The sequence below is a fragment of the Microbacterium sp. WCS2018Hpa-23 genome (genome assembly GCF_031843845.1).
In the GTDB taxonomy this organism is placed as follows: Bacteria; Actinomycetota; Actinomycetes; order Actinomycetales; family Microbacteriaceae; genus Microbacterium.
This window is the reverse complement of sequence record NZ_JAVTIZ010000009.1, coordinates 34,719-50,651: the sequence shown is the minus strand read 5'-3', so window position 1 is coordinate 50,651 and position 15,933 is coordinate 34,719. Positions and strand designations below refer to the sequence as shown.

The following is a 15,933-nucleotide window of genomic DNA, read 5'->3' as shown; positions in this document are numbered from 1 at the left end:
TCTCGGAACACCGGTATTCGAGCCGCGGATGTCGGTTACGTCCTCATATGAAGACGTAACGTTGTCTTTCGTGACCGATGGCGTGCGATGACGGATGTGGAGACCGACGAGCTGCGCGCCTTCGCGACGAAGGCCGCCAGTCTGCGGGGCGACTTCGGCTCGGCGGTGGTCGCGCAGTCGTCGGGGCTGGGCGCACGCTCGATCACCGCGGCGGTGGCGCGATTCGGCGACGCATGGACGACGGCACTGGGGCGCCGTCTCGCGGACGTCGACATGGTGGCGGAGAACCTGCGGCAGACGGCCGAGGTGTTCGACCGGGGCGATGAGGCGTCGAGCAGCGAACTCGACCAGATGATCTGGGCCGAGAGCGACTACTGATGTCCGAGCTGGGGATGACGAACGACCCGGTCGCGCTGATACCGGGCTCGTATGCGGCGGCGCATACGGTCGCGTCCGCGTGGCGGTCTCGGTCCGAGGCCGCCACTGCCCTTCGGGACGGGTTGCGGGGCCTCGAGGTCGATTCCGCGTGGACGGGGTACCCGTATGAGAAGTACCTCGAGCGGGCGGAATACGTGCGGTCGTCGTGGCAGAGGTGCGGCGAGTACTTGATGAGTGGCGCCGCCGCTCTGTCGGCCTATGGCGATGCTCTGCGATGGGCGCAGGACGAAGCCGCACGCGCCATCGACCTGTGGGAGCAGGCGGAAGCAGCGACGATCGCTTCACGCCAGGAGCACCAGGTGAAGGTGCGTGAGCTGGAACGCGACCTTCACCTGCGACACGTCGAACTCGACGTCCCGTTCGTCGACGGCGGCGCGGACCTGCGCGCACAGGCGATCGACGTCTTGACGAACGCACGGGGTGTGCTGGATCGCTACGCCGTCGACGCTGCCAACGCCATCCACGCAGCGGCGGATGGCGCGCCCCTGCAGACGCCGAAGCAGGCCGAAGCCGCGACGAACTGGGCAGTCGTCGGGGCGATCGGCTCGATCATGTTCGAGACCGCCGTACTCAACCCGGCGATCGAGCAACTGAACTTCATCGCCTCGATGGGCAACGCGCTCATCAACCACCCCGACATCCTCCTCGAACTCCTCGGCGGAGTCGCGCTCGTGGTCGGCGGCGGCACGATGATCGGCGGCGGAGGTGCGCTCGCGATCACCGGGGTGGGAGCTGCACCCGGTGGCGGTCTCGCCTGGGCCGGCGTCGGGGTGGCCGGGGCCGGACTTGCCGCAGCCGGGCACGCCGGGACGCGATGGATGAACGAGGCCACGGGCGACGACGCCGTCTCCGTCGCTCAACGCCCACCCCCTCACCCCGAACACGGGGGTCGTGACATCAAGGGCCAGTACAACGGCGACGGGCAACGTCCTTGGGTCGATACCGAGAAGATCGGGCTCGATGAAGTCGCTAGCGATACCGGGTACGACATCATCCGCGACAAGGTGCGTGCGACCATCGACGGGTATTACAAGCCCGGCGCGACGACTGAGCAGCACCGATACTACGACGGCCTATACAAGAATCCCGACGGCACCTACACCGGCGTGGAGGTCAAGGGAGGAACCGGGAGTCGGGACGTGTATCAGAGAGGATTCGACAGCACGGTCAGCCCCGATCGTCCAGCCACAGCCGTCATCAACGGCGAGAGAATACAGATCACCAAAGTGATACTTAAGGAAGTCAAGTGACGAAGCCCACACACATCACCCAGAGGAATGGACGTTCCCGCGGCGCGCTCCTCGACGATTTCCGCCCGTACTCCGAACAGATCCGGTTCGTTCTGCTTCAGATGAACGGATCCTCGTTCTGGGCCTACAGTTTGTGGCGAGCGCCGGAAGGTGCTGATCTGCTGGACAGCATCCCATTCAGCGAGGAGTACATGCAGTGCGCCGGCACCGCCGATGCACTGGCGCTGGAGGTTCGCCGCATCGAGGCCGACGGCACCCCCCACCAGTACGCGATCGGCAAGCCCGGCGGCGACCGCGCCGGGGCGCCCACCGAGGTGATCCACTACGACGACGGTCGCCACAGCACCACGGTCTACCCCCACGAGGTCTTCACGGCCGACGAGGCGGCGGTCGTCTTCTACACGTACTTCCTCACCGACGACGTGTCTCAGCCCTACGAGCTCCGCGACCTGCACCTGAGCTGGCCGACGCCCGAGCCCGACGAGGGTCAAGGCTGATGCGCATCCGCGTCGATCACGAACCGCTCGCCCAGTCGATCGCCGTTCTCGCCGACACGGCGCAGCAGATCCGAGCCCTCCTCGACGACCTGGACTCCGAAGCAACCGAGCTGAAGCACCTGTGGACCGGGCACGCCCGAGACGCCTACTCCCGCGCTCACCGCGAGTGGAACGACTGCGCCGCCGCCATGCACACCGCTCTCACGAGCGCCGCAACCGCCGCCGCCCGCGCGCAAGCGCGCACTCGCGAGGCCGAAGCCCACGTCGCGGGCCTCTGGAGCTGACTCAGACCGTCGGGATCCAGACCCGCATGGTCGACGGACCACGTCGAGCCCAGTCGTGATAGGCGATCAGCGGAGAATCGACCGTCTCACCGGTCGAGCGATGGCGCACCGGCAGCATCACGTGACCGTCGCTCTCGACAGGGTCGCCGACCACGACCGCGTCGCCGACATCAGCGCCGAGATCGATCGACTCGAGCGCCAGAACTTCGGGGCCTCGTTCGATCACGACGCTGCCCCGCACCGCATCCACCATCGGATGCGGTGCCGTGGCCCGCGCCACGATCGGCAGGTTCAGCTCGACGACGTCGCCGGCGCGGAACGCGTGAGCGACCTCGACCGCGCCCTCGGGGGCAGGGGACTCCACGACCTCGCTGCCGCTGTGCACGCGCACCGTCGCGCCCTCGGCCCACGACGGTACCCGCAGCGTCAGGGTGAACTCGGCGTCCTCGGCGATCGTGACGCGAACATCACCCTCGGCGGGGTAGCTCGTCGCCACGTCGAACGCGACGACCCGCCCGTCGGGCAGCACCGTGCGCACGGTCGTCGGCGCGTACTGGTGCAGTTGCACGCCGTCGTCGTCGGCGCTGGCCACATACGCGGCGAGGCTCGCGAAGGTGCGGGCGACGTTCGGCGGGCAGCACGAGACCTCGAACCACGGGGCCCGCAGTGATGACGAGGCGCGCGGCGACGTGGCATCCGGATCCGCCGGCGTTCCCGGCGTCCGCTGGTGCAGCGTGTTGGCGTAGAAGAACGATCGCCCGTCGTCACCGGGCGAGGTCGCGACGACGTTGAACAGGGTCCGCTCGATCAGGTCGGCGTACTGCGCCTCACCGGTCGCGAGCAGCAGCCGCCACGAGAACATGATCGAGCCGATCCCGGCGCAGGTCTCGGAGTAGGCGCGGTCCGGCGGCAGCTCCCAGTCGTCGCCGAACGCCTCGTCCTGGTGGTGCGACCCCTGGCCGCCGGTGACGTAGGTGCGCCGTTCGATGGTGCGGTCCCACTGCGACCGCAGCGAGGCGAGCAGCGCGTCGTCCGACAGCTCGGCGGCGACGTCGACGGCCGCGGACGAGAGGTAATTCGCCCGCACGGAGTGCCCGCGAAGAGCCTCGGCGTCGCGCACCGACACGTCGTCCTGGAAATAGCTGCGCCCCCATTCGATCTCGCCCAGCGACCCACGCCCGTGCCGCTCGACGAACAACGCTGCCTGATCGATGAAGCGCTGCTCGCCGAGCGCTCGACCGAGCTCCGCGAGACCGACCTCGACCTCGGCATGCCCGCAGATCGCGTCGCGTCCGTCGGCGCCGAACTCGCGGCAGACGAGGTCGGCGGCGCGGCGGGCGATGTCGATCAGACCGTCGTCGGCATCCGGCCGGGTGCGCACCCGGGCGACGGCGGCCTGGAACAGGTGACCGAGGCAGTAGAGCTCGTGTCCCCATTGCAGCGCCGACCACCGCTCGCCCTGACCGACACGGCCGAACATCGTGTTGAGGTATCCGTCGGGCTCCTGCGCGGCGGCGACCCGGTCGACGACCCGGCGGAATCGCTGCTCGAGGTCGCTGTCGGCTGCGGCATCCGTCCGTCCGATCTCCCACGCGAGCGCCTCGAGATACTTGTAGATCTCGGAGTCGGCGAACTCGCGGCCGCGACGCCCTGCGGGAAGCGTGCCGGCGGCGGCGAGATCGAAGTTCGGCAGCCACCCCTCCGACTCGAGTCGCGACTCGATGTGCGTGAGCGTGGCAGTGCCGTTGACGGCCTGGCGGTCGCCCCAGAACCCTCCGGTGATGCGCACCTCGTCGAGTCCGAGGGGGCGCAGACGGCCGCGGGTGGGGACCACGGGAGCGGCAGGTGTGGTGGTGTCGAACATGGTCATCCCTTGAAGGCGCCGGACATGAAGCCCCGCACGTAGTGTCGTTGCAGGATCAGGAAGAGCAGGATGCAGGGGAGCGCCAGCACGACGACCCCCGCCTCGGTGGCGCCGTAGTCGACGACGCCCTGCACCTGCCCGCGGAGGTTGGCCACCGCGAGCGGCAGCGTCATGCGGTTGGTGTCGTTGATGAGGATGAGCGGGGCCATGAAGTCGTTCCACGCCGTGAGGAACGCGAACAGCCCGACCGTGACGAGACCCGGCTTGACCGCCGGAAGCAGCACCCGCCACAGGGCGCCCCAGCTGGAGCAGCCGTCGACCATTGCGGCCTCATCCATCTCTTTCGGAATCGACTCGAACGAGATGCGCATCATGAACATCGAGAACGGCAGCTGGAACATCGTGATCACGAGCGCGACGCCGACGAGCGAGTTCTGCAGGCCGACCGCGTTGAGAATCACGTAGAGCGGAATGAGCAGCGTCGCGTACGGCACCATCAGGATCGCGAGGGTCAGCAGGAACAGCGCGTTCTTGCCGGGGAACGAGAAGCGCGCGAACGCGTATCCGCCCAGCAGCGAGATGAACAGCGTGAGCGCCACCGTGAGCACCGAGACGAAGAGCGAGTTGCCCAGGTACACCCAGATGCCCGCCTGGTATTCGCCGAGGGCGGCGTAGTTGCCGAAGCCCCAGCCGTCGGTCTGGCTGGTGCCGGCCATCGGGCTGACCGACGAGACGCCGGTCCAGATGAGCGGATAGAGGAAGATCACCGCGAGGGCTGTGGTGAACACCCAGTACGGGATGCCGAAGACGACGCGGGCGACCTTCGAACGGTACCGAGGCGCGGTGGGCTGATGATTCGGGGCGACGATCGTGCGGGTCAATGTCTGGGACATGATTCTCTCTCAGCTCTCGGTTCAGTTCTCATCCGGGCGGCGGAACGCGCGCAGCTGGAAGACGTTGATGACGATGAGTGCGAGCAGCACGATCACCGAGAGGGCACCGGCGATGCCGAGGCTGTTCTGCCCCTGGAAGGCGACGTTGTAGATCAGCTGCACGACGGTCATGGTGCTGTTGTCGGGGCCGCCCTTGGTCAGGATGTAGAACTGCTCGAACGCGAGCAGCGATCCGGTCACGCACATCACGGTGGTGAGCGCGAAGGTCGGCTTGAGCAGCGGCACCGTGATGTCGCGGAACGTCTGCCACCGGTTCGCGCCGTCGATGCGGGCGGCTTCGTAGACGTCGTCCGGAATGCCCTGCAGGCCGACCAGCATCAGCAGCATGTAGAAGCCCGCATAGCGCCAGACGATCAGGAAGATCGTCGACCACAACGCGCCTTCGGGAGTGCCGAGGAACGTGATTCCCCACGACTTCATGAGGTTCGCGAAGGGCCCGGCGATGGGGGAGTACAGCACGTAGAAGAGCAGCGAGGCGGATGCGAGACCGAGGGCGCTCGGGATCAGGAACGCCGTGCGCAGGAAGCCCTTCCACCGGGTCGATTCCTGCACGAGCAGGGCGAGTCCGAGACCGAGGCCGATCAGGATGGCGGTCGTGATGACCGTGTAGAGCAGGGTGAAGCGGATCGAGTCCCAGAAGAGGCGGTGCATGACGGCATCCGCGTAGTTCTCGGGGAAGTTGATGCCCTGGTTGCCGCTCAGCAGGGGCCAGTCGGATGCCGACATCTGCACCACCAGCACGAGCGGCACGATGAACAGCAGGGCGACGAAGATCGCCGTCGGGGCCGCGTACAGCCAGCCCTGCACCGGGCCGCCGAAGGCGGTGCGGCGTCTGCGGCGACGCAGCGGAGGTGCGGTCGAGGTCATCAGATTCTCTTTCGATCGGAGGTGCGGGGCGTGCGGGAGGATCGCGGTGATCTCCTCGTTGTCGGCCGGCACCGAGTCGTCGCCGTTCAGCACGGCGTTGCGCACCAGCGTCAGCCACGGGCTGCCCGGAGCATTGAACGCCTGCTGGAAGTTCAGCGCCACCGGGGTGTCGCCCTGAGCTGCCACCTCGTTGATCGTGACCAGACGCGGGTCGGCCGCGGCATACTCGTTGTCGGCCAGGTCGCCGCGCGAGACGGCGTTGCCGTCCTTCGCGAGCACCTCGACCTGGGCATCCTCCGACATCATCCAGTTGAGGAAGTTCCAGGCCTGCGCCGCCTTCTTCGAATCCTTCGAGATGCCGATGCCGTCGCCGCCGACGAAGGTCGAGGCGCCGCCGTCGACACCGGGGATGCCGGCGACTCCCGCGTCGAACTCGAGGGAGGGGAGGAGCGTGGCCGGGAACGGCATCACGCCGACCTTGCCCTCGCTGAACGCGGCGGTCCAGGTGGGGCCTGCCTCATCGGTCGAGGAGGGGAGGATCGCGCCGGCATCCTGCAGCTCGGCCCACGTGTCGTAGACCGCCTGGGCGGAGTCGCCGTCGAGCAGGGATTCGGTGCCGTCGTCGCTCATGACCTCGTCGCCGGATGCCCAGATCGAGGGGAACCAGGTGAAGACCAGGCAGCCACCGCAGTTGAGGCCGGTCGCCGTGCCGTACGTGTCGGGCTTGTTCAGCGCCTGCACGGCCATGGCCGCCTCGGCGAACTCTTCGAGCGTGGCGGGTGCCTTCTCGGGGTCGAGGCCCGCCTCGGCGAACAGCTCCTTGTTCCAGAAGAGCATCGACAGGTCGAGGGCGAACGGCAGCACGTACTCGGCGCCGTCGACCGTGCCCGCCGACAGGTGCCCCGGGTTGATCTCGTCCTTGAAGTCGAGACCGTCGATCTGCTCGGACATGTCCTGGAAGAGACCCTGCTGCGCCCAGTTGGGCACGTAGACGATGTCGGCGGCGAACAGATCCGGCAGCCCGTCGGACCCGGCCGCCGCGCCGACCTTGGCGACGTAGTCGTCGTTGGGGACGACCGTGAGCTCGACCTGGTTCTCATGGCTGGCGTTGTAGGCGTCGACGAGCAGCTTGGCCTGGCGCTCGATGGGCGCGCGGGTCCACAGCGTCAGCGTGGTGCCGTCGTCGGTGCCCTCGGCAGGGATGGGCTCGTCTGAGGCGGTGTCGTCAGCGGCGGGTGCGCAGGCGGCGAGACCGCCGACGAGCAGGCCGGCCGCGATGACGGCTGCTGCTGCCCGGCGTGCGGCGTGTGTACGGGTGGTGTTCATGGGCGGGGGCTCCTCTGGGCTCGTCCTTGAGCGGGTGCGGTGTGGCGCTTCGACAGTGCAGCGCCGGGTGTGGAGATGAGGTGGAGATCGGGTTCTTCGAAATCTACGAAAACCCTTTCGAAAGGTATAGCGTGGTTTCAGCGGGGGCGTCAACCCTCGTTCCGATAACCTTTCAGCAACAGGGAGTGGGATGAGCGACACGACGGCAGCACGGGCGGTGACCCTCGGCGACGTCGCCGCGCGCGCCGGAGTCTCGATCTCGACGGCCTCCAAGGCGCTGAACGATCGGGGCGATGTATCGGCGGCGACCCGGGCCAAGGTGCGCGCGATAGCCGATGAGCTCGCCTTCACGCCCAACGCCATGGCGCGCGGACTGCTCGCCGGGCGTACGGGAACCGTCGGGCTGCTCACGAGCGACCTCGAGGGTCGCTTCATGATCCCGATCCTGATGGGAGCCGAGGACGCCTTCGGCGCCGGTCGCATCAACGTCTTCCTGTGTGATGCGCGGGGTGACGCGATCCGCGAGCAGCACCATCTGAAGGAGCTGCTGAGCCGCCGGGTCGACGGCATCATCGTGGTGGGTCGGCAGACCGACCCTCGACCCTCGCTCGGGCAGGAGATCCCTGTACCGGTCGTCTACGCGTACGCCCCGTCGGATGACCCGCGCGACCTGTCGCTGACTCCCGACAACTACGCCGGAGGGCGTCTCGCGATCGAGCACCTGCTGGCCTGTGGGCGGCGGCGCATCGCGCACATCTCGGGCGACCCGACGTATGCCGCAGCTCAAGACCGCCTCGCCGGGGCCAGGGCCGCCCTCGCCGAAGCAGGCCTCGAGCTCGTCGGCGAGCCGATGTTCTCGGAGTGGACGGAGCACTGGGGGCGGGACGCCGCGGCGATGCTGCTGAACCGGCATCCCGACATCGACGCCGTGTTCTGCGGCTCTGACCAGATCGCTCGCGGCGTGCTCGACTCGGCGCGGGATCTCGGACGCACCGTTCCCGACGACCTTGCAGTGATCGGCTACGACAACTGGGAGGTGCTCGCCACCAACGCCCGGCCCGAGCTCACCAGCATCGACGCCAACCTGCAGCAGCTCGGTCGTCAGGCGGCGCTGCGGGTGTTCGATGCGATCGACGGCATCGACATCGGCGAGGGTGCGCACCACCTGCCGGTGCGGCTCGTGATCCGCGGATCGACCATCGCCCGGCGCTGAGCCGCCCCTGGGTCTTCGAATCGCGCAAATGACCCCATCTCTTCCCGAAACAGGGTCATTTGCGCGATTCGAAGGCGGTCCGTCCGTTCAGACGTGATCGCGCCAGGAGTGCTGCGGGTCGAACCCCAGCACCCGTCGGGCCTTGTCGATCGACAGCAGCGTCTCGTTCGGCCCGAACTCGCGGGCGACCGGCACGTCGGGGAAGACCTCGGCGAGCAGCTCGGCGTTCGGCCGCGACATCACCGTGTCGGCCGCCGCGATGATGAAGTTGTCGAACCCGGGGGCTGCGACCTCGAGGGCGCGCTGCACCGCCTGCGCACCGTCGCGTGCATCGATGTACCCCCAGAGGTTCCACTTGCGGCGGAGCGCGTCGGCGTCGAAGTCGGGGAACTCGGCGTAGTCCTCGGGATTCATGACGTTCGAGAACCGCAGGGCAGTGATCGACAGATCCGGATGCCACCGCACGAGCTCCCTCGCCAGCTGCTCTTCGAGCGTCTTGACCAGCGAGTAGACCGATTCGGGGCGGGCGGGATAGTCCTCGTCGACCGGCACGTAGGGCGGCGGCACGTCGAACGGCAGGCCCAGCACGGTCTCGCTCGAGGCGTAGACGACGCGCCGGATGCCGAGGCGCACCGCCGCCCAGAAGACGTTGAACGTCGCAGGCATGTTGTTGTGGAAGGTCGCCACGTCGCTGCGGATGCCGGGGGCGGGGATCGCGCCGAGATGTACGACGGCGTCGATGCCCGCGTGTCGGTCGCCGACCGCGGTGAAAGCATCCACGACCTGGCCGTAATCCGTGAGGTCGACCTGCACGAAATCGGGGCCGCGAGTGCCCGCGACATCCATGCCGATGACCTCGTATCCCTGGGCGCGGAGTTCCCGCGCGACGACGCTGCCGAGCTTGCCCGATGATCCGGTGAGTGCGATGCGCATGTCACCAGAGTGGCACGAAGGCGAGGCCGTCGGGGCCGCTCGGCATACACTCGTCGGCGTGAGTGACACGAGCAGCGAGCCCCGTCGCACCGTCGGCGTGCGCGACGTCGCCGTGCGCGCGGGGGTGTCTCGCCAGACGGTGTCGCGGGTGCTGAACGACCACCCCGAGGTCGCTACCGAGACCCGCGAACGAGTGCTCGCCGCGATGACCGAGCTCGGCTACCGCATGAACAATGCCGCGAGGGCGCTGGGCACCCGCCGCTCCCGCACGCTCGGCGTGCTGGCCACGGATGCGCTGCACTACGGACCCTCGCGCAGCATCGCCGCGCTCGAGGCCTCGGCCCGCGAGGTCGGCTATTGGCTGAGCGCCGCCTTCGCGGATGCCGGAGATGCCGACGCGGTCATCGCCGCGGTCGACCACCTCGTGATGCAGGGAGTCGAGGGCATCGTCGTCGTCGCGCCCCATGCCCACACCCTCGATGCGCTCGACGAGGTGCGCATCGGCGTTCCCGTCGTGACCCTCCATGCCGCCGACCGGGGTGCGCGTGGCCTCTCGGTCGACCAGGCAGCCGGAGCCCGGCTCGCCGTCTCGGCGCTCGCCGATGCCGGGCACACGCGCATCGCGCACCTCGCCGGGCCGGCCGACTGGCTCGAGGCCGAGTCGCGCGCCGAGGGGTTCGCCGCTGAGCTCGCCGCACGAGGGCTCGCCGCAGGGCCCGTGTTCGAGGGTGACTGGACCGCGGGATCGGGTTATGCAGCGGCTGACGCCGTGCGGGACTCGGGTGTGACGGCGGTCTTCGCGGCCAACGACCAGATGGCACTCGGGCTGCTCGGCGGCCTGCAGGAAGTCGGGCTCACCGTGCCCGGCGACATCAGCGTGGTGGGCTTCGACGACACCCCGGATGCCGCCTACTACTGGCCGAAGCTCACGACCGTGCGACAGGACTTCTCGGAGCTGGCCCGCCGCGCGGTGGCGGCGGTGCTGGCGGGGAGCGCCGGGGCTGCGGCATCCGATCTCCCGCCCGTGGCGCCAGTGCTGGTGACTCGGGATTCGGTCGCTCCGCCGCGCTGAGCCGCGCAGGGTGTGTGCCGGCACGCTGCGGGTCGATTCTGCACGGGCCGCGCGGTGCGGGGTCAGTTCCGCATATGTCGCGCGGTGCGGGGTCAGTTCTGCAGGTGAATACCCCGAAACCGATGCGAAAGTGACCACGCACGAGACGAGAGGTGCGAAAGTGACCCCGCACACGGCGGCGCCGAGCGGTCGCCGGCGTCTTGACGGTCCGCCGACCTCCGTGACACACTTCTGTGACCGGTCACAGTGACCACCGCCGACCCTGAGGTACCCGTGAGCAACGAAGCCCCCGCCTTCTCCGCCGAGAACGTCTTCTCCCCTGAGATCGACGCATCCATCCAGGCTGTCCGCGAGGACGTCGCCCGTCTGCACGGCGAACTGGTCCGCTACGACCTCATCGTCTGGACCGGCGGCAACGTCTCGGGCCGCGTGCCCGGCGCCGACCTGTTCGTGATCAAGCCCTCCGGCGTCAGCTATGACGACCTCGCCCCCGAGAACATGATCCTGTGCGACCTCAATGGCGCAGTGATCCCCGGCACTCCCGGCAGTGAGCGCTCGCCCTCGAGCGACACCGCGGCCCACGCCTACGTCTACCGCCACATGCCCGAGGTCGGCGGCGTGGTGCACACGCACTCGACGTTCGCCGTGGCCTGGGCCGCCCGCGGCGAAGAGATTCCCTGCGTCATCACGGCCATGGCCGACGAGTTCGGCGGGCCCATTCCGGTCGGCCCGTTCGCGATCATCGGCGACGACTCGATCGGCCGCGGCATCGTGCAGACCCTCACCGGCCACCGCAGCCGCGCGGTGCTCATGCAGAACCATGGCCCGTTCACCATCGGGGTGGACGCGAAGGATGCCGTCAAGGCCGCCGTCATGGTCGAGGACGTCGCCCGCACCGTGCACTACGCGCGAGAGGCCGGCCCGCTGATCCCGATTCCGCAGGAGGCCATCGACAGCCTCTTCGCCCGCTACCAGAACGTCTACGGACAGAACTCGGACGCCCGACGATGAGCGACACGACCGACACGCCCCCCGGCGACACGACCACCACGCCCCGCGACGAGAAGACCACCGCCCGCGACGACATCGCCGCCGGCCGCACGAGCCTCGGCATCGAGCTCGGCTCGACGCGCATCAAGGCCTGCCTGATCGGCCCGAACGCCACCGAGGTGCTCGCCACCGGCTCGTTCGCATGGGAGAACCGGCTCGAAAGCGGACTCTGGACCTACGCGATCGACGAGGTCTGGGCAGGCCTCCAGGCGGCATACGCCGGTCTCGTCGCGGACGCGGAGAACCGCTACGGCGTGCGCCCCGAGACCTTCGGAGCGATCGGCATCTCGGCCATGATGCACGGCTACCTCGCGTTCGACGCGCAGGGCGAGCTGCTCACGCCGTTCCGCACCTGGCGCAACACCAACACAGGTGTCGCGGCGGCCGAGCTGACCGAGCTGCTCGGCGTGAACATCCCGCTCCGCTGGTCGATCGCCCACCTGCACCAGGCGGTCGTCGACGGCGAGGAGCACGTGCCCCAGCTCGACTTCGTAACGACCCTCGCGGGCTACGTGCACACCCGCCTGACCGGCGAGCGCGTGCTCGGAGTCGGCGACGCGTCCGGCATGTTCCCGATCGACTCGGCCACCGGAGACTACGACGAGCGGATGCTGCAGGTCTACGACGCCCTCGCCGCCGACCGCCTTCCGGCGACGGCTCGAGACCTGCTCCCGACAGTCCTCCCCGCCGGCTCCGCGGCAGGAACGCTCACGGCCGAGGGGGCAGTGCTGCTCGATCCGACGGGCGCTCTGCAGCCCGGCATCCCGCTCTGCCCGCCCGAAGGCGACGCCGGCACCGGCATGGTGGCGACGAACTCGGTGTCTCCGCGCACGGGCAACGTCTCTGCGGGCACGAGCATCTTCGCGATGGTCGTGCTCGAGCATCCGCTGGCCGAGGTGCACCACGAGCTCGACCTCGTGACGACACCCGCCGGCGACGCCGTGGCGATGGTGCACTGCAACAACGGTGCCAGCGAGCTCGCCGCCTGGGCCGGGCTCTTCACCCGCTTCTCGGCCGCTGCGGGGCAACCGCTGAGCGACGATGCCGTCTTCGATGCGCTCTTCCGCGAGGCGCTCGACGGCGAGGCGGATGCCGGTGGGCTCATCGCCTACAACCACCTCGCCGGCGAGCCGATCGCCGGCCTCACCCAGGGGCGTCCGCTGTTCGTGCGCACCCCCGACAGCGCCTTCACGCTGGCGAACTTCATGCGCTCGCAGCTCTACGGCGTCTTCGGCACGCTCGCGCTGGGGATGCAGGTGCTCGCCGCCGAGGGCGTCGAACTCGACCGCATGTTCGCGCACGGGGGGATGTTCCGCACCGCCGGGGTCGCGCAGCGATTCCTCGCCGGAGCCCTCGGCGCCCCGGTCGCGGTCGGCGAGCTCGCCTCCGAAGGCGGGGCGTGGGGCATCGCCGTACTCGCCTCGTATCTCGCGCACGCCGAGACGCAGACCCTCGGGGAGTACCTCGACGACGACGTCTTCGCCTCGGCATCCCTCGCGGTCGCAGACCCCGACCCTGCCGACGTCGCCGGCTTCACCGCCTACCTCGACCGTTACCGCGCGGGCCTCGCCATCGAAGCCGCCGCGACCACCGCTGTCTGAACCATCCCCACTGACTTCTCCCGCTGACCGGAACACCGAAGGACCCCTCATGCCCCGCACTCCGCTCTCCACCTCGCTCGACGGCTACGAGGTCTGGTTCCTCACCGGCAGCCAGCATCTCTACGGCCCCGAGACGCTCGCGCAGGTCGCCGAGCAGTCGCAGCAGATCGCCCGCATCCTCGACGAGGCCGGCGAGGTTCCGGTCACCATCGTCTGGAAGCCGGTGCTGACCGATGCCGCGGCCATCAAGCGCACGGCCCTCGAGGCCAACGCCGACGACAGGGTCATCGGCCTGATCGCGTGGATGCACACGTTCAGCCCGGCGAAGATGTGGATCGCGGGTCTCGACGCCCTGCAGAAGCCGCTCGCCCACCTGCACACGCAGGCGAACGTCGAGCTGCCGTGGGCCGACATCGACTTCGACTTCATGAACCTGAACCAGGCGGCGCACGGCGACCGCGAGTTCGGCTACATTCAGACGCGCCTCGGTGTGCCCCGCAAGACCGTCGTCGGTCACGCGAGCGACCCGCGGGTGCGCCAGGAGATCGCGACGTGGCAGCGTGCGGCCGCCGGTCTCGCGGCATCCCGTTCGCTCAAGCTCGCCCGCTTCGGCGACAACATGCGTTTCGTCGCCGTCACCGAGGGAGACAAGACCGAGGCCGAGCTGCGCTTCGGCGTGCAGGTCAACACCTGGGGCGTGAACGATCTGGCGGATGCCGTCGCCGCGGCATCCGAGTCTGAGGTCGACGCGCTCGTGGCCGAGTACGAAGAGCTGTACGAGGTGGTGCCCGAGCTGCGCCGCGGTGGCGACCGACACCAGTCGCTGCGCGACGGCGCGGCGATCGAGATCGGTCTGCGGACGTTCCTCGAGGAGGGCGGCTTCGGCGCCTTCACCACATCGTTCGAAGACCTCGGCGCACTGAAGCAGCTGCCGGGTCTCGCGGTGCAACGCCTGATGGCCGAGGGGTACGGTTTCGGCGCCGAGGGCGACTGGAAGACCGCGATCCTCGTGCGCGTCGCCAACGTGATGGGTGCGGGACTGCCGGGTGGTGCGAGCCTCATGGAGGACTACACCTATGACATGACCCCCGGCGACGAGCTGATCCTCGGGGCGCACATGCTCGAGGTCTCGCCCTCGCTCACGACCGCCAAGCCCACTCTCGAGATCCACCCGCTCGGCATCGGCGGCAAAGACGACCCGGTGCGCCTGGTCTTCACCGCCGACCCCGGTCCTGCGATCGTCGTGGCCCTCAGCGACATGCGCGACCGGTTCCGCCTCACCGCGAACGTCGTCGAGAACGTGCCGCCGCGTCAGTCGCTGCCGAAGCTCCCGGTCGGCCGCGCCGTGTGGAAGCCGCAGCCCGACTTCAACACCTCCGCCGCCGCCTGGCTGACCGCGGGTGCCGCGCACCACACGGTCATGTCGACCGCCGTCGGGCTCGAGGCTTTCCGCGACTTCGCCGAGATGGCGGAGGTCGAGCTGCTCGTGATCGACGACGCGACCACGCTCCCCGAGTTCCAGAAGCAGGTCCGCTGGAACCAGGCCTACTACCGACTCGCGCAGGGGCTGTGATGGTCGACGTCTCTTCGGCCGCCGTCGATCTCGCGACCGCGGCGCGTCCGCGCTCGGGTCGTCAGCTGCGCATCGCCGGTCACGGATATGAAGCCGTCATCGCGAGCATCGGCGCCTCGCTGCGCGTACTGTCGTTCGAGGGGCGCGATCTGGTCGTGCCGTTCGACGCCGACGAGGTGCGCCCCGGATACCGCGGCACCACCCTCGCGCCGTGGCCCAACCGCATCGTCGACGGTCGTTACACGTTCGGTGGCGCCGAGCATCAGCTGGCCCTCACCGAGCCCGCTCGCGGCCAGGCGCTGCACGGCCTGCTCGCGTGGGCCGAGTTCGAGGATCGTCTCGTGCTCGACGACCGCGTCGTGCTCGCGGCCGTCATCGAGCCGCAGGCCGGATACCCGTTCCGCGTCGAGGTCGAGACCGAGTACCGCATCGACGCCGACGGACTGCATCAGACCGTCACGGCGCACAACCTCGGGGCGGATGCTGCGCCCTGGGGCACCGGACCGCATCCCTATCTCGTCGCCGGCCCCGGCGGCCGGGTCGATGACTGGACGCTCACCCTGCCGGCATCCGAGGTGCTCACCGTCACCGACGACCGGCTGAGCCCGGTGGCTCTCGAGGGTGTGGCCGAGCATCCGCAGTGGGACTTCCGCGCTGCGCGCCCGATCGCCGACGTCTTCATCGACCACGCCTTCACGGGCCTCGCCCGCGAGGGCGGAGTCGCCGAGGTGCGGGTGGTGACGGATGCCGGCACCGGCGTCGCGATGACGTTCGACGAGCGCTGCCCGTGGGTGCAGGTGCACACGGCCGACAACCCCGAGATCGACGCGATCCACCGCATCGGCCTGGCGGTCGAGCCCATGACCTGCCCGCCCGATGCCTTCAACTCGCGAACCGACCTCGTCGTGCTCGAACCGGGAGCTGCGCACGCGGCATCCTGGAGTATCTCCGCGGTCTGAGACGTGTCGCAGGCTTCCGGTCGCAGTTCGTGCCGCTGTTGATGTGGCTCGAT

Annotated in this window: 14 protein-coding genes; 10 read left to right on the top strand and 4 right to left on the bottom strand. The window is 69.0% G+C overall.

Annotated elements, in window-relative coordinates:
- Positions 1 to 87: 87 nt before the first annotated feature.
- The 4 genes from RQG77_RS15275 to RQG77_RS15260 are packed head-to-tail and all read left to right on the top strand — an operon-like array spanning position 88 to position 2,469.
- Positions 88 to 378, top strand: a complete 291-nt coding sequence (locus RQG77_RS15275) for a type VII secretion target (RefSeq protein ID WP_053097891.1) — start codon at positions 88 to 90, stop codon at positions 376 to 378.
- On the top strand, positions 378 to 1,688 hold the full coding sequence (locus RQG77_RS15270; RefSeq protein ID WP_311245495.1) for a putative T7SS-secreted protein: 1,311 nt from the start codon (positions 378 to 380) through the stop codon (positions 1,686 to 1,688). The genes RQG77_RS15275 and RQG77_RS15270 overlap by 1 nt, the downstream gene beginning before the upstream one ends.
- A complete protein-coding gene (locus RQG77_RS15265) occupies positions 1,685 to 2,185 on the top strand; it encodes a hypothetical protein (RefSeq protein WP_311245494.1) in 501 nt (166 codons plus the stop codon). The genes RQG77_RS15270 and RQG77_RS15265 overlap by 4 nt, the downstream gene beginning before the upstream one ends.
- On the top strand, positions 2,185 to 2,469 hold the full coding sequence (locus tag RQG77_RS15260) for a WXG100 family type VII secretion target (RefSeq protein WP_311245493.1): 285 nt from the start codon (positions 2,185 to 2,187) through the stop codon (positions 2,467 to 2,469). The genes RQG77_RS15265 and RQG77_RS15260 overlap by 1 nt, the downstream gene beginning before the upstream one ends.
- Before the next feature lies 1 nt (position 2,470).
- Here the strand turns inward: RQG77_RS15260 and RQG77_RS15255 are convergent, their stop codons facing one another.
- From RQG77_RS15255 to RQG77_RS15245, 3 genes are read right to left on the bottom strand one after another with little or no spacing between them, the layout of a single operon-like run.
- Positions 2,471 to 4,339: a glycoside hydrolase family 127 protein gene (locus RQG77_RS15255; protein WP_396653421.1), complete on the bottom strand. Its 1,869-nt coding sequence runs from the start codon at positions 4,337 to 4,339 to the stop codon at positions 2,471 to 2,473.
- Positions 4,336 to 5,226, bottom strand: a complete 891-nt coding sequence (locus tag RQG77_RS15250; RefSeq protein ID WP_311245491.1) for a carbohydrate ABC transporter permease — start codon at positions 5,224 to 5,226, stop codon at positions 4,336 to 4,338. The genes RQG77_RS15255 and RQG77_RS15250 overlap by 4 nt, the downstream gene beginning before the upstream one ends.
- A 21-nt stretch (positions 5,227 to 5,247) precedes the next feature.
- Positions 5,248 to 7,479, bottom strand: a complete 2,232-nt coding sequence (locus RQG77_RS15245) for an extracellular solute-binding protein (protein WP_311245490.1) — start codon at positions 7,477 to 7,479, stop codon at positions 5,248 to 5,250.
- A 190-nt stretch (positions 7,480 to 7,669) separates the two neighbouring features.
- Here RQG77_RS15245 and RQG77_RS15240 point away from each other — a divergent pair, with 190 nt between their 5' ends.
- The gene (locus RQG77_RS15240; protein WP_311245489.1) at positions 7,670 to 8,692 is read left to right on the top strand and encodes a LacI family DNA-binding transcriptional regulator; all 1,023 of its coding nucleotides are present in this window, start codon (positions 7,670 to 7,672) and stop codon (positions 8,690 to 8,692) included.
- 87 nt (positions 8,693 to 8,779) lie between these two features.
- On the opposite strand, the gene RQG77_RS15235 is transcribed toward RQG77_RS15240, so the two are convergent.
- Positions 8,780 to 9,625 carry an NAD(P)-dependent oxidoreductase gene (locus RQG77_RS15235; protein ID WP_311245488.1) on the bottom strand — a complete coding sequence of 282 codons (846 nt, stop codon included), beginning with the start codon at positions 9,623 to 9,625 and terminating at the stop codon, positions 8,780 to 8,782.
- A gap of 58 nt (positions 9,626 to 9,683) precedes the next feature.
- Between RQG77_RS15235 and RQG77_RS15230 the strand changes: the two genes are divergently transcribed.
- The 5 genes from RQG77_RS15230 to RQG77_RS15210 all read left to right on the top strand — a co-directional run bounded on the left by RQG77_RS15230 (position 9,684) and on the right by RQG77_RS15210 (position 15,880).
- Complete coding sequence (locus tag RQG77_RS15230; RefSeq protein WP_311245487.1) at positions 9,684 to 10,697, top strand: LacI family DNA-binding transcriptional regulator; 1,014 nt, start codon at positions 9,684 to 9,686, stop codon at positions 10,695 to 10,697.
- Positions 10,698 to 10,970: 273 nt separating this feature from the next.
- On the top strand, positions 10,971 to 11,708 hold the full coding sequence (locus RQG77_RS15225; RefSeq protein ID WP_396653420.1) for an L-ribulose-5-phosphate 4-epimerase: 738 nt from the start codon (positions 10,971 to 10,973) through the stop codon (positions 11,706 to 11,708).
- Positions 11,705 to 13,348, top strand: a complete 1,644-nt coding sequence (locus RQG77_RS15220; RefSeq protein ID WP_311245486.1) for an FGGY-family carbohydrate kinase — start codon at positions 11,705 to 11,707, stop codon at positions 13,346 to 13,348. The genes RQG77_RS15225 and RQG77_RS15220 overlap by 4 nt, the downstream gene beginning before the upstream one ends.
- Before the next feature lie 49 nt (positions 13,349 to 13,397).
- Positions 13,398 to 14,921, top strand: coding sequence for an L-arabinose isomerase (gene araA, locus RQG77_RS15215; protein WP_311245485.1), 1,524 nt, complete (start codon positions 13,398 to 13,400; stop codon positions 14,919 to 14,921).
- Positions 14,921 to 15,880 carry an aldose 1-epimerase family protein gene (locus RQG77_RS15210; protein ID WP_311245484.1) on the top strand — a complete coding sequence of 320 codons (960 nt, stop codon included), beginning with the start codon at positions 14,921 to 14,923 and terminating at the stop codon, positions 15,878 to 15,880. Before araA ends, RQG77_RS15210 begins: the two co-directional genes overlap by 1 nt.
- Positions 15,881 to 15,933: the final 53 nt, after the last annotated feature.

Bases quoted from the DNA above. Each gene is read 5' to 3' on its own strand.
- RQG77_RS15275 (WP_053097891.1), top strand. From the start codon at position 88: ATGACGGATGTGGAGACCGACGAGCTGCGCGCCTTCGCGACGAAGGCC.
- RQG77_RS15270 (WP_311245495.1), top strand. From the start codon at position 378: ATGTCCGAGCTGGGGATGACGAACGACCCGGTCGCGCTGATACCGGGC.
- RQG77_RS15260 (WP_311245493.1), top strand. From the start codon at position 2,185: ATGCGCATCCGCGTCGATCACGAACCGCTCGCCCAGTCGATCGCCGTT.
- RQG77_RS15255 (WP_396653421.1), bottom strand. From the start codon at position 4,339: ATGACCATGTTCGACACCACCACACCTGCCGCTCCCGTGGTCCCCACC.
- RQG77_RS15250 (WP_311245491.1), bottom strand. From the start codon at position 5,226: ATGTCCCAGACATTGACCCGCACGATCGTCGCCCCGAATCATCAGCCC.
- RQG77_RS15245 (WP_311245490.1), bottom strand. From the start codon at position 7,479: ATGAACACCACCCGTACACACGCCGCACGCCGGGCAGCAGCAGCCGTC.
- RQG77_RS15240 (WP_311245489.1), top strand. From the start codon at position 7,670: ATGAGCGACACGACGGCAGCACGGGCGGTGACCCTCGGCGACGTCGCC.
- RQG77_RS15235 (WP_311245488.1), bottom strand. From the start codon at position 9,625: ATGCGCATCGCACTCACCGGATCATCGGGCAAGCTCGGCAGCGTCGTC.
- RQG77_RS15220 (WP_311245486.1), top strand. From the start codon at position 11,705: ATGAGCGACACGACCGACACGCCCCCCGGCGACACGACCACCACGCCC.
- araA (WP_311245485.1), top strand. From the start codon at position 13,398: ATGCCCCGCACTCCGCTCTCCACCTCGCTCGACGGCTACGAGGTCTGG.
- RQG77_RS15210 (WP_311245484.1), top strand. From the start codon at position 14,921: ATGGTCGACGTCTCTTCGGCCGCCGTCGATCTCGCGACCGCGGCGCGT.